This is a genomic window from Amycolatopsis sp. (assembly GCF_036008905.1).
Lineage (GTDB): Bacteria > Actinomycetota > Actinomycetes > Mycobacteriales > Pseudonocardiaceae > Amycolatopsis.
Genome location: NZ_DASYMU010000151.1, coordinates 59,916 through 72,533, shown reverse-complemented (window position 1 = coordinate 72,533; position 12,618 = coordinate 59,916). Strand labels below are relative to the sequence as shown.

12 protein-coding genes are annotated in these 12,618 nt (G+C 68.6%); 2 read left to right on the top strand and 10 right to left on the bottom strand.

The annotated features are described in order from the left end of the window. From VGP60_RS26730 to VGP60_RS26700, 7 genes are all read right to left on the bottom strand, one after another. Positions 1 to 779: NADH-quinone oxidoreductase subunit C (locus VGP60_RS26730; RefSeq protein ID WP_327550858.1), on the bottom strand; the 779-nt coding region annotated here is incomplete at its 3' end. Between the two features lie 6 nt (positions 780 to 785). Beyond that, positions 786 to 1,334 (bottom strand): NADH-quinone oxidoreductase subunit B family protein, encoded by a 549-nt coding sequence (locus tag VGP60_RS26725; protein WP_327550857.1) that lies wholly within the window; start codon positions 1,332 to 1,334, stop codon positions 786 to 788. A 9-nt stretch (positions 1,335 to 1,343) separates the two neighbouring features. Next, complete coding sequence (locus VGP60_RS26720) at positions 1,344 to 1,766, bottom strand: NADH-quinone oxidoreductase subunit A (RefSeq protein ID WP_414640415.1); 423 nt, start codon at positions 1,764 to 1,766, stop codon at positions 1,344 to 1,346. Between the two features lie 390 nt (positions 1,767 to 2,156). Further along, entirely contained in the window at positions 2,157 to 3,455 is a 1,299-nt protein-coding gene (locus VGP60_RS26715) for a geranylgeranyl reductase family protein (protein ID WP_327550856.1), read from the bottom strand. A 64-nt stretch (positions 3,456 to 3,519) separates the two neighbouring features. Beyond that, positions 3,520 to 4,215: a demethylmenaquinone methyltransferase gene (locus VGP60_RS26710; protein ID WP_327550855.1), complete on the bottom strand. Its 696-nt coding sequence runs from the start codon at positions 4,213 to 4,215 to the stop codon at positions 3,520 to 3,522. A gap of 134 nt (positions 4,216 to 4,349) precedes the next feature. After that, positions 4,350 to 5,453, bottom strand: a complete 1,104-nt coding sequence (locus VGP60_RS26705; protein ID WP_327550854.1) for a glycosyltransferase — start codon at positions 5,451 to 5,453, stop codon at positions 4,350 to 4,352. Further along, on the bottom strand, positions 5,453 to 6,571 hold the full coding sequence (locus VGP60_RS26700) for a glycosyltransferase family 1 protein (RefSeq protein ID WP_327550853.1): 1,119 nt from the start codon (positions 6,569 to 6,571) through the stop codon (positions 5,453 to 5,455). Before VGP60_RS26700 ends, VGP60_RS26705 begins: the two co-directional genes overlap by 1 nt. A gap of 153 nt (positions 6,572 to 6,724) precedes the next feature. Between VGP60_RS26700 and VGP60_RS26695 the strand changes: the two genes are divergently transcribed. Continuing rightward, the gene (locus VGP60_RS26695) at positions 6,725 to 7,555 is read left to right on the top strand and encodes an inositol monophosphatase (RefSeq protein WP_327550852.1); all 831 of its coding nucleotides are present in this window, start codon (positions 6,725 to 6,727) and stop codon (positions 7,553 to 7,555) included. Positions 7,556 to 7,614: 59 nt separating this feature from the next. Here the strand turns inward: VGP60_RS26695 and VGP60_RS26690 are convergent, their stop codons facing one another. From VGP60_RS26690 to menD, 3 genes are all read right to left on the bottom strand, one after another. After that, positions 7,615 to 8,079, bottom strand: a complete 465-nt coding sequence (locus tag VGP60_RS26690) for a DUF3592 domain-containing protein (RefSeq protein ID WP_327550851.1) — start codon at positions 8,077 to 8,079, stop codon at positions 7,615 to 7,617. 22 nt (positions 8,080 to 8,101) lie between these two features. Then, on the bottom strand, positions 8,102 to 9,619 hold the full coding sequence (locus VGP60_RS26685) for a M1 family metallopeptidase (RefSeq protein WP_327550850.1): 1,518 nt from the start codon (positions 9,617 to 9,619) through the stop codon (positions 8,102 to 8,104). A gap of 107 nt (positions 9,620 to 9,726) precedes the next feature. After that, positions 9,727 to 11,421 carry a 2-succinyl-5-enolpyruvyl-6-hydroxy-3-cyclohexene-1-carboxylic-acid synthase gene (gene menD, locus VGP60_RS26680; RefSeq protein ID WP_327550849.1) on the bottom strand — a complete coding sequence of 565 codons (1,695 nt, stop codon included), beginning with the start codon at positions 11,419 to 11,421 and terminating at the stop codon, positions 9,727 to 9,729. Between the two features lie 69 nt (positions 11,422 to 11,490). On the opposite strand from menD, the gene VGP60_RS26675 reads away from it, so the two are divergent. Continuing rightward, complete coding sequence (locus tag VGP60_RS26675) at positions 11,491 to 12,414, top strand: 1,4-dihydroxy-2-naphthoyl-CoA synthase (protein ID WP_327550848.1); 924 nt, start codon at positions 11,491 to 11,493, stop codon at positions 12,412 to 12,414. Positions 12,415 to 12,618 lie beyond the last annotated feature (204 nt).

Here is a 12,618-nt window from a genome sequence, read left to right as displayed (position 1 = left end):
GACCTCCGCTGGTCCGGCGGCGGGATCTCCGCGCCCTTGTATTCGACCGGGATCCCGCCGAGCGGGTAGTCCTTGCGCTGGGGGTGGCCGTCCCAGTCGTCCGGCATGAGGATGCGGGTGAGCGCGGGGTGACCGTCGTAGATGATCCCGAACATGTCCCAGGCTTCCCGTTCCTGCCAGTCGGCGGTCGGGTACACCTCCACCACGGACGGCAGATGCGCGTCCTCGACGTCGAGGGTGACCTCGAGGCGGATCCGGCGCCGGTAGGTCATCGACGTCAGGTGGTACACCGAGTGCAGCCGCTGCGGCACGTCGACGCCGTAATCCACGCCGGAGACCGAGCTGAGGAGCTCGAAGCGCAGACCGGCGTCGTCACGCAGGACGCGGCAGATGTTGAGGATCTGCTCGCGGGCGACGTAGAACGTGATCTCGCCGCGGTCGACCGTGGTCTGGAGGATGGACTCCGGCGGGACGCCGTTGTCCGACAGCGCCGCGTAGAACTCGTCGGCGAACTCGTCGAACCAGCCACCGTAGGGCCGCTCGGCCGGGGCCGGGGCGAACGCCGGGAGGCGCACGCCGCCGTAGCCGGAGGTGTCGCCGGTGCCGTGGACACCGAACATGCCCTGGCGCTTCGAGCCGGTGACAACGGGCTCGGCAGCCGCCGGGCGCGCACCGGTGGGCTCGAGTGCGTCACCACCCGCGGCGTCGCCGGGGCGCTCGGCGCTGGACTGCGCGCCGCCGGGCTCGGGGGTTTCTGGAGTTTCGGGGGTCTCAGGCATCGCCCATCACTTCTTCGCGTACTTGATGGAGGACGCGATCAGCTCGGTCCGGGCGCCACTGGCCTCGCGGATCGCGGCCCGGCGGGCGTTGATCGGCTCGTCCTGGATCTTGGCGTGCAGCTTGAGGATCGCGTCGAGCAGCATTTCGGGGCGCGGCGGGCAACCGGGGAGGTACATGTCGACCGGGACGATGTGGTCGACGCCCTGCACTACGGCGTAGTTGTTGAACATCCCGCCCGAGGAGGCGCAGACACCCATCGCGAGCACCCAGCGCGGCTCGGCCATCTGGTCGTAGATCTGGCGCAGGACCGGCGCCATCTTCTGCGTGACCCGGCCGGCGACGATCATCAGGTCCGCCTGGCGCGGGGTGGCGCTGAAGCGCTCCATGCCGAAGCGGGCGATGTCGTAGCGCGAACCACCGGTGGTCATCATCTCGATGGCGCAGCAGGCGAGGCCGAACGTGGCAGGCCAGAGTGAGTTCTTACGCGCCCAGTTGACCAGCCCTTCCAGGCTGGCCAGCAGGATGCCGTTCGGCAGCTTCTCTTCGAGACCCATCTTTAACCCCTAGTTCCAGTCCAGCCCGCCGCGACGCCAGACATAGGCGTACGCGAAGCCGACCGTCGCGATGAACAGGACGATCTCCACCAGGCCGAACATGCCGAGCACATCCGCCGAAACCGCGAACGGGTAGAGGAAGACCATCTCGATGTCGAACAGGATGAACAGCATCGCGGTGATGTAGTAGGCGACCGGCATGCGGCCACCACCGACGACCGGTTGTGGTGAAGGTTCGATCCCGCATTCGTAGGCCGAAAGCTTCGCCTTGTTGTACCGGCTCGGCCCGACGAGCGGCCCGAGCAGCACCGAAAGCACCGCGAATCCCAGGGCCAGCACGAATAACAGCACCAGTGGGAGGTACATCTGGAGACCAGGCTCGGAAGCCTGCGCCACCTGTTCGATGCGCTCTTGCATCGACACCGGCAACATCAGCACGGTTTTCGCCATCCTTTCCGCGCCGCTGCGGTTCGAGTTGGGCTTGATTTTCTGCCTCGGCGGCACCCTAAGGGAGCTAGGTCACACCGCCGAGTGTTAGGGCACCCTTACGGGCAGTACGCAGCCAGCGGGCGCCCGCTTGTGAAAAAGTTCACAAGCGACCGCCCGAAGTTGTGAAGCGATTCACAAAGCATGGGGTGAGTGTAGGACGCGACTCACATTCTTGTCCCCACACCCCGTGGTATAAGGGTTACCTAACTTCCCGTGGCGCAACAGGACAGCCGTACGGCGTCGCAGGCCGGCGACCTGCGCGAAGGCGGCGAAGATCGACAGCGCCGCCCGGACAAACCGGGCGGCGCTGTGACCTATCACACGTGTGAAGGGCTATCTGGGAGACGGCGTGGCTCGGGCCAGCGCGGCGATGAGACGGTCGACGCCGTCCCCGCCTTTGGCGTCGTAGCAGCCGGAAAGACCCTTATAGACCAACGGAAGCAGGCTGTTGACGCGCAGGCCGTACTTCGTGGCGGCGCGCATGATCTTCGGCTTGCCGATGATCTTCGCGAACACGTTGCCGAGCCGGTAGTAGCCGCCCATGAGCTCGGCGACGGCCAAAGGGTAACCCTCCAGTGCACGTTCACGTGACGGGCCTTCCGGCCGTGCGAGCGCCTGGATGACGGCTTCGGCCGCGACCTGCGCGGACTCCATCGCGGCCGAGATGCCCTCACCGTTGAACGGGCTGACCATGCCGCCGGCGTCGCCGAGCAGGAGCAAACCGTTGCGGTAGTGCGGGGTGCGGTTGAAGCCCATCGGCAGCCCGGCGCCGCCGACCTTGCCGATCGCGTTCTCCTCGCGGTAGCCCCACTCCTCTGGGGTCCCGTCGAGCCACTGGCGCAGCAGGGCGCGGTAGTCGGTGCTGCGGAAGGCCTTCGACGTCGACAGCATGCCGAGACCGACGTTGACCGTGCCGTCGCCGAGCGGGAACGCCCAGCCGTAGCCGGGGAGCAGCTTGGGGTTACGCGGGTCGGTCTTGTCCCACAGTTCGAGGTGGCCCTCGATGAACGGGTCGTCGTGGCGCGGGCTCTTGTAGTACCGGCGCACCGCGACACCCATCGGGCGCTTGTCGGACTTTTCGATACCGACGCTCAGCGCGAGCCGCGCGGACACGCCGTCGCAAGCCAGCACGAGCGGCGCGCGGTAGCTGACCGGGGTTTTGTCCGGGCCGGTTTTGGCTTCGACGCCGATGACCCGGCCCGTGCGCTCGTCAGTGATGGCACCGGTGACCGTGGTGCGCTCCTGCAACCGGGCGCCCGCCTTGACGGCCAGCTTCGCCAGAATGTCGTCGAAATCGTGACGGGTGCGGGAAACGCCGTACGGCGGGTAGCTGGTGAGGTCCGGCCAGTCGAACTCGAGGGTGAGCTCGCTCGTCAGGATCCGCAGCCCCCGGCTGCGCACCCACCCGGCTTCTTCGCTCGTGTCGATGCCGAGGTCGATCAGCTGCTTGACACCTCGCGGGGTCAAGCCGTCACCACAGACCTTCTCGCGCGGGAAGGCGGTCTTCTCCAGCAGCAGCACATCGATGCCGGCGCGCGCCAGGTAAGTGGCGACCGTCGAGCCCGCGGGCCCGGCGCCGACGACGATCACTTCGGCGTCGTGGTCAGTACCGCGGCGGCTCGACGTTGTCATGGGCGCGAGTCTAGACGGGCGATCATCCGGACGTCGGCTGCGCGAGACGCAGGTGACAGTCCGGTCATTCCGCTTCGGGTTTGGTGGCGCGATGGATGGCGACGACGCCGAAGGTGAGGTTCATCCATTCGACCTCCGTCCAGCCGGCGCTGGAGATGATCTCGCCGAAGGCACGCTGATCCGGCCAGGTGAGCATCGACTCGGCGAGGTAGGCGTAGGCGTCCGGGTTGGTCGACGAGCGACGGCCGATCCACGTCATCGCGCGCAGGATGAACCTGCGGTAAACGAACCGGATCGGCGGGAACGTCGGCGTCGAGACCTCACAGATCACGAGCCTGCCGCCGGGGCGGACCACCCGGGCGATCTCGGTCAGCGCGACCTTGGTGTCCACGAAGTTGCGGATGCCGAGGGTGACCGTCGCGACGTCGAAGCTTTCGTCGGCGAACGGCAGGTGCAGCGCGTCTGCGGCGACCATCGGGACCTTGCGGTGCAGGCCGGCCTTGAGCATGCCCAGGGAGAAGTCGGCCGCGATGGCCCAGGCTCCCGTGCGGGTGTACTCGGTGGTGGACACGCCGGTGCCCGCGGCGAGGTCGAGGACCTTCTCGCCGGGCTTCGCGTCCAGCACGCGCGCTGTGGTGTTGCGCCAGCGCCGGTCGAACCCGAACGTCATGAACGAGTTCGCCCGGTCGTAGCCGGACGCGACGCCGTCGAACATGGCGGCGACTTCGTGTGGATCCTTGTCGAGGCTCGCTCGGGACATGGCATGACAGTAAACAGCCAGGCGCAGCCTGTCCGTTGAGGGTGGTGGTGGGCGACGGTGTGGGCTAAACAGCCAGGCGCAGCCTGTCCGTTGAGGGTGGTGGTGGGCGACGGTGCGGGGGATCCCGGGGCTGATCAGCCCAGTGCGGCGAGCATGCCGCGGACGCTCGCGGGCCAGGCGAACTGCTCCGCGCGGGCTCTGGCGGCCGCCCGGCGCGTGTCTTCGGGGCGTTCCAGCAGGCCGGTGACAGCCGTCGCGAAAGCGGGCGCGTGATCGTCGACGGCCTCCCCGCAGCCGGGTCCGACGATCTCCCGCAGCGCGGACGACGCCGACACGACCACCGGCGTCCCCGAGGCGAGGGCCTCCAATGCGGCGAGGCCGAACGTCTCGTGCGGGCCGGGCGCCAGCGAGACGTCCGCTGTCGCGAGCAGGCGGGCGACGTCGTCACGACTGGAGAGAAAGCCGAGGAACGTCACCGGCAGCCCGCGCGCCCGGCGTTCCAGCGCCCGCCGGCGCGGGCCGTCACCTGCGACGACGAGCCGCACCCTGGCACCGGAATCGGTCAACTCGGCGACCGTGTCGACACTGCGCTCCACGTGTTTCTCCGTGGAGAGGCGTCCACAGTGGACGATCAGCGCGTCGGCGTCCCCGGCGAGGGTGTGCCGCCAGCCGTCGTCGCGGTTGCGCGGCGCGAAGGTGGCCAGGTCGACACCGAGCGGGACGCGCTGGACGTTCGGTGCCGCGATACGGTCGAATTCGGCCCTGGCGAAGGAAGTCGTGCAGACCACGGTGTCGTAGCTGCCGGCCATCCGGCGGTTGGCGACGTCGGCGAAACGGCGCGCGACCGGGCCGGGGAACAGGAACTGCTCGAGCAGTCTGTCCAGGCGCTCATGGGAAATCACCACGCTGGGCACGCCGTTGCGGCGCGCCCAGGTGCCCATTCCCCTTAGCGTCAACCGATCCGAGACCTCAAGGCGGTCCGGTTCGAGCTTGCGCAACACCGCGCGCACGCGATGCGGGTCCACCGCACGATAGCCGCCGGTCCCCGGAATCTGGGGGGCGGGAAGGGAAAACCGGCGGACACCACTGGGCAAGAGTTCGTCGGCATAACGTCGTCCGGGCACCACGAGCGTCACCTGGTGTCCACTTGCGACATACCCGGCGCCGAGGTGGTGCAGCGCCGTCCGCAGTCCACCTGAGCGAGGTCCGTAGAAGTTCGCCAACTGGACGATGTGCATCAGGCGGCTTTCGCGACTCGCCCGGTCACGGCTTCGTAATGGCCCATCAGCTCGTCGCAGACCGCCGGCCAGGTCCGCCCGAGCACGACCTTGCGAGCCTTCTCCCCCAGCCGCGCGCGTAACGCGGCGTCCCGCAGGTCGTTGACCTTGTCGACCAGCTCGGTCGCGAACGCGGCCCGATCGGCGGAAAGCAGGTACCCGGTGCGGCCGGGTAACACCAGGTCCTTGGGACCGCCCGCGTCCGGCGCCAGCACCGGCAGCCCGGAGGCCATCGCCTCCTGGACCGCCTGGCAGAAAGTCTCGTGCGGGCCGGTGTGCACGAAGACGTCGAGGCTCGCGTAGGCCGCGGAGAGCTCGTCGCCGTAGCGGGCACCGAGGAAGGCCGCACCGGGGATGCGCTCGCGGAGTCCGGCCAGTTCCGGCCCGTCGCCGACGACGACCACGCGGATCCCGGGCACCCCCGCCAGCGCCGTCAGCCGGTCGACCTCCTTTTCGGGTGCGAGCCTGCCGACGAAACCGACCAGCAGCTCGCCGTTCGGCGCCAGCTGAGCGCGCAGCTCGGGATCAGCGTGGGTGGGCGAGAACCGCTCGATGTCGACACCCCGCGCCCACCGGTGCACCCGAGGCACGCCGTGCAGACGCAGCTGGTCGACGGCGTCGCTCGATGGCGCGAGCGTTCGATCGGCCCGTGAATGCAGCCGCCGCACCCAGCGCCAGGCCGCGCGGGTCGCCAGGCCGAAGCCGTACGCGGAGGCGAAACCGGCGATGTCGGTCTGGTAGACCGCGATCGACGGGACTCTGAGGCGGCGCGCGGCGGCCAGCCCGCGGGCACCGACGACGAACGGCGACGCGAGGTGCACGACGTCCGGGCCGAACTTGGCCATCGCGGTGAGCACGGTCCTGGTCGGCACGCCGATCGGCAAGGAGTTGACGCCGGGGAAGTCGAGGGCAGGGATCCGCACCACGGGCGCGCCGCGGTACTCGGACTGGCCGGGGCCGGGCGCGATGATCAGCACCTCGTGCGCACGGTCGCGCAGGTGCTCCACCACGCGCAGAACGGAGTTGGTCACGCCGTTCACCTGGGGCAGGAAACTTTCGGTGACAATGGCGACTCGCACGTCACAAGCCTCTCACCAGGGCCCGAGGAACCGGCGAAGCTCGCGTAACGACCGGGCCAACGATGCCGGAACACTTCGGCCGCGCGCAGCCGACGGCGACATGTCATCTCAGTGTTGCGTTGCGGACACCCGCCGTGGCCAGACTAGGTCGGCGTGACCCTCTTGTCTTCGCGCCTCCCCCAGCCCGTTGAACCTGGGCTGGTGTCCAGAGCGCTCGAAGTCGCCGGACGACTGGCCAACGACGCCACCGACGTCATCATGGCGACCACCGGCCGCGGCGCCCATCCCGACACCAAGGAATCACCGTTCGACTGGGTCACCGACACCGACCGCATCCTCGAGCGGCACACCAGACGCGTGCTGGCCGCCGAGTTCCCCGGCATCCCCGTGGTCGGGGAGGAGTTCGGCGCCGACCACGGCGCCGACGTCGCCGAGTACCGCTGGGTGGTCGACCCCGTCGACGGCACGGCCAACTACGTCGCCGGGGTGCCGTGGTGCGCCTACAGCCTCGCGCTGATCGACGCGTCCGGCCCGGTCGTGGGCGTGGTCGCCGACCCGTACCGCGCGCAGATCTACGCCGCCGCCCGCGGCCGCGGTGCCCGCGCCAACGGCAAGCAGATCAAGCTGATCGACCGCGACTGCACCGCGGGCGCCATCGTCTGCACCGAACTGACCCGCACCGGCCCGTGGCCGGGCATGGGCGGCTTCATCGAACGCGCCGCCGCGGCCCATGCCGGGGTGCGGGTGCTGGGCTCGGCCGCGCTGTCGATCGCGCAGGTCGCGCTCGGCCACGCGTCGGCCGCGGTGCTGCACAGCTATCACGAGTGGGACGTGGCCGGTTCGGTGGCGATGGCCATCGAGGTCGGCGCGGTGGTCCTGGACCGGCGGGGCGAAGGCACCGCTCTGCCCGTCGACGGCCTGCTCGTCGCCGCTCCCAGCGTCGCCGACGAAGTCCTCTCCTGGTGGCAGGAAACCGCCGCGTAGTTCTGTGACCGGGGGGTCGCCATCTGTCGACAGATGGCGATCTCTTGGTCGCTAAGAGATCAGGGGGCGTCGGCGTTTTCCGGGACCGCGGCGGGCGGGGCGAGGCGCTTGTTCTGGCGCCGGATCCACCACAGCAGCGGGCCGATGACCAGCCAGGTGAACAGGATCGTGGTGCCCAGCGGCAGCACGGTCAGTGCGGCGGAGCGGCCGGCGACCCTGGCGAGTTCGGGGTCGCTCATGTCGTACTCGATCCGCACGAGCTGACCGGCGGCGAGGCCGTCGGGGTAGAGCACGCCGTTGGACGGGCTGTGCACGATGCCGTCGGGGGTCTGGTAGTTGATGATCGTGCGGTCGAACGAGACCGAGTCCACCTGGGCGTTGGCCGTGCCCATCCGGCCTTCGATCGCGTTGTCGTTACGGATCGCGGCGAACAGCAAGGTGATGCAGAGAACGGTGATGAGCGAGGCGACACCGAGGGCGGCACGCCACCCGATGCGCCTCGCCCGCTCACCTTTTGCCGTCACGCCGCGAGCATAGAGCCTTCCCTCACCTGCCCGAGTTCGCGGCGAGCGATTGGTGGTTCGCCTTGATCTGCGGGAAGGACTTCGGCTGCACCAGCGCCTGCGCCTTGAACGCCTGCGGAGCGGCTCCGTTCGGGCTCACCGCGGGCTTGCCCTTGGTGTACAGCCAGGTCTGGAACAGGTCGTGCAGCGGCTTGCCGGAGATCTTCTCCGACAACGCGATGAACTCGGGGATGACGCCTGTGCCGCCCTTTTTCGTGGTCACCCAGGTCTTCAGGATCTCGAAGAACTTGTCGTCGCCGACGGCCTTGCGCAGCGCCTGCAGCGTCAGCGCGCCACGGTCGTACACCGCGCCGTCGAACTGGTTGGCCGCACCGGGGTCGGCGGGCAGGACCTGCCAGAACGGGTCGTCCGCGGCGTAGGACTGGTAGGTGTACTCGGCCAGTTCGTCGACCGTGCCCTCGCCCTCGTGTTCGGACCACAGGTACTCGGCGTAGCTCGCGAAGCCCTCGTTCAGCCAGATATCGCTCCACTTGCCCAGCGCGACCGAGTCACCGAACCACTGGTGGGCGTTCTCGTGCGCGATGAGCGTGGTGTTCGAGCCGGAGCGGAAGTTGCCGCCGCCGTAGACCGGGCGGGTCTGGTTTTCCAGCGAGAAGTTAATGCCCGGCGTCACGACGCCGCCCTGCGCCTCGAACGGGTAGGGCCCGAACTTCGACGCGAGGAACTCGTTGATCTCCGGCGTGCGCTCGACGCTGGCCTTGGCCGCCTCCAGCGAGTCGCCCAGTGCCGGGTCGTACGCCGTGATGAACGGTTTGCCGTCCGGGGTCGTCGACTGGTTGACCTCGAAGGCGCCCACTTCGAGCGAGGTCAGGTACGTGGCCTGTGGCTGCGTGCTGCGCCAGTTCCAGCGCGTCCAGCCGGCGCGCTGCTTGGTCTTGCGCACCAGCGTGCCGTTGGACAGCGCCGAGACGTTGTCCGGCACCTCGACCGACACGTCGTAGGTGGCCTTGTCGGTCGGGTGGTCGCTCGACGGGAACCACCACTCGGCGATCTGCGGCTCGTCGACGGCGAGCGCGCCGTCGGGCGTCTTCTTCCAGCCGGTGAAGCCGTCGATGACGACCTTCGACGGGGTGTCGGCATAGTTCACGACGACGGTGATCGCCTGGTTCTTGGCGAGCGCCTTCGACGGGGTCACGACGAGCTCGCTGGGGTCTTTCGGATCATTCGCGAACTTCGCCGACGCATTGTTCACGCGGACGGAATTGACCTTGAGTCCGAAATCCAGGTTGAAACTGGACAATTCCTGCGTGGTCTTCGCCGAAATGGTCGTGGTGCCGGAAAGCAGGTCGGTGGCCGGCTGATAGGTGAGCCGGAGGTCGTAGTGCGCGACGTCGTAGCCGCCGTTTCCGGCGCCTGGGTAGTAGGGATCACCGACACCGGGCGCACCTGGTCCGGGTGCCGCACTGGCTGTCGCCGAAAGCAGGACCACGGCGACGCCGCCGGCCACCGCCCCCAGCCCTGCTCGAGTACGTGAACGCATCTATGGCCTCCCAGGGAGAAACGGAACGCCGCTGAAGGTAGCCCGTCATTTCCACCCGAGGAACAGCCAAAAGCAGGTTCTTGCTTACTGGGAATACGCCAAAAAACTTATTGACCGTGCTGACCTGCGGAATTGACCGCGACCGAAACCGCGGACCGCACACGAGCGTGCAGGTCGCGATGCCGCGAACGGTCCACTCGCACCTCGACAACCCGCAGCCCCGGTGCCGGACGCAGTGCTGCCCGGAACTCGGTGAGGGTTCCGGCGACCTGGTGCGGCACGCGGTAGCCCGCACAGAGCGCGCCCAGATCGGCGCCGTGCGGGGTGCCGAAGACGCGCTCGAAGCTTTCGGCGTGCTCGGGGGCGCCCTGCTCCAGCAGCGAGAAGATCCCGCCGCCGTCGTCGTTGAGCACCACGATGGTCAGGTCCGGCCGCTGCTCGGCCGGACCCGTGAGGAGCCCGTTCGCGTCGTGCAGGAAGGTCAGGTCGCCGATCAGGGCGTAGGAGTAGCCGCGGTGGACCGTCGCCGCGCCGATGGCCGTCGACACCGTGCCGTCGATCCCCGCGACGCCGCGGTTGCGGTGCACCATCACGTCCGGGCGCAGTCCCCCGGCGAGCGCCACGTCCCGCGTCGGGTTGGACGAGCCGACGACGAGCAGTGAGTCGGGCGGCAGGGCTTCGACGAGCTCGGCGGCGAGCCGGAGCCCGCTCGGCCACGGTTCCTCGGCCAGTGCCTCGGTCAGCGCCGCCTTCGCGGACGCGTCGGCACGCTGCCAGCTGGCGAGCCACTCGGGATCGGCGGGCTTCGACGGCTCGTCGAACCACTGGCCGACCTGCCGGACGTTGTGCGCGGGAGCCGGCCAGTCCGAATCGGGCCGGACCAGCAGGACCTCGATGTCCGGATCCGAAATCAGGCCCTGGACCTGGCGGAACACCGTCGGACGGCCGATGCAGAGCACCTGCTCGGGCTTATGGGTGGCGATGAACTCCTCGATGCCCAGCAGCCACGCGCCGGACGAGATCGCCGTCGACCCGGACAGCCCGATGCCCCCGGTTTCGGAAACCACCGGCCAGCCGTGCTGCTCGGCCCACTCGCTGGCGGCCCTGATCCCCGTGTCGCACGCGATGACCAGGCCACATCTCGCCGACGGCACCACGAACGACGGCAGCGCGCCGAAGTCGGGCAGCTCCGTCCAGCGGGCGCCGCCGGGGCGGCCTTCGAGCGACTCGTACCAGTCCTCGGCGCCTTCGCCCAGCTCCGGCACCAGCGGCTCACGGAACGGCAGGTTCAGGTGGACCGGACCGGAGCGCCACTCGCCGTACGCGGCGTTCCAGGCGCGGCAGATCTGGCTCCGCCAGTAGGCGTTCTGGCCCGTGCGACGCTCCGCGACGGCGAACTCGTCGAAGTACCGGACCGCACCGCCGTACAGGTGATGCTGGTCGATCACCTGATTGGCGCCCGCGGCCCGCAGCTCCGGCGGGCGGTCGGCGGTCATCACGATCAGGGGAACCCCGGCGCGGTCGGCTTCGAGCACCGCGGGGTGGAAGTTGGCGGCGGCCGTCCCGGAGGTGCACAGCACCGCGACCGGACGTCCGGTGCGCGCGGCCATCCCCAGCGCGAGGAACGCGGCGCCGCGCTCGTCGACGCGGACATGCAGGCGAAGTTTGCCTTCGGAGGCGGCTGAGTAAAGCGCCAGCGAAAGCGCGGCGTTGCGTGAACCCGGGCAGAGCACCACGTGCGAGACGGTGTTGCGGACGAGTTCGTCGACGATGACCCTGGCCTCGGCCGTGGATGGGTTCACCGGCGAGCTCCAGGTTCGTCCTCAGATGCGTCTTCAGCAGACATTTTCATTCAGCCTATTCTCCCAAACGTGCATGACGCCCAGGTTTCCGAGCTGTTCGACCCGACCTTGTGGACCGAGATCGATGGTTTCGACTTCACCGACATCACCTACCACCGTTCGACTGAAACGCGTTCAGGCAAACGGGTCGTTCGTATCGCGTTCGACCGCCCGGAGGTTCGCAACGCCTTCCGGCCGCACACCGTGGACGAGCTCTACCGCGCGCTCGACCACGCGCGGATGAGCTCGGACGTCGGGTGCGTCCTGCTCACCGGAAACGGCCCATCGCCGAAAGACGGCGGCTGGGCATTTTGCTCCGGTGGTGACCAGCGTATTCGCGGACGCACGGGCTATCAGTACGCGGCCGGGGAGACCTCGGACACGGTGGACCCCGCGCGGGCCGGTCGGCTGCACATTCTCGAGGTCCAGCGCCTGATCAGATTCATGCCAAAGGTGGTCATCGCGGTCGTCCCGGGGTGGGCCGCCGGCGGTGGGCACTCGCTGCACGTGGTGTGCGATCTCACGCTGGCCTCGGCCGAGCCCGCGCGGTTCAAGCAGACCGATGCCGACGTTGGTTCGTTCGATGGTGGGTACGGATCGGCGTATCTGGCGAAGCAGGTCGGGCAGAAGTTCGCCCGGGAGATCTTCTTCCTCGGGAAGGCGTATACGGCTGAGCAGATGCAGGCTATGGGGGCGGTCAACGCTGCTGTGCCGCATGCGGAGCTGGAGGTCGAGGCGCTGGAGTGGGCTTGGGCGGTCAACGGGAAGTCACCGACGGCTCAGCGGATGCTGAAGTACGCGTTCAACCTGGTGGATGACGGGTTGGCTGGTCAGCAGCTCTTTGCCGGGGAAGCTACGCGGTTGGCGTACATGCAGGACGAGGCCGTCGAGGGACGAGACGCCTTTCTTGAGAAGCGGGATCCCGACTGGACAAACTTCCCGTACTACTACTGATGGTGGGGACGGATTACTACTGAAGGTGAGGACGGTTGTTTGAGGGCGAGCGGCACGTCTGTGAAGGCAGGAACGCGGGCTTTTAGATCCGTAAAGCCAGTCACCACGACTCACGTCCGCCCAACGGGCGGGAGTCTTCACCGCGCGCGCTCGCCGAAGGCCAGGTTTGCGGGAGCAGGGCGCCCCCGAACCAGTCGCAAGCGA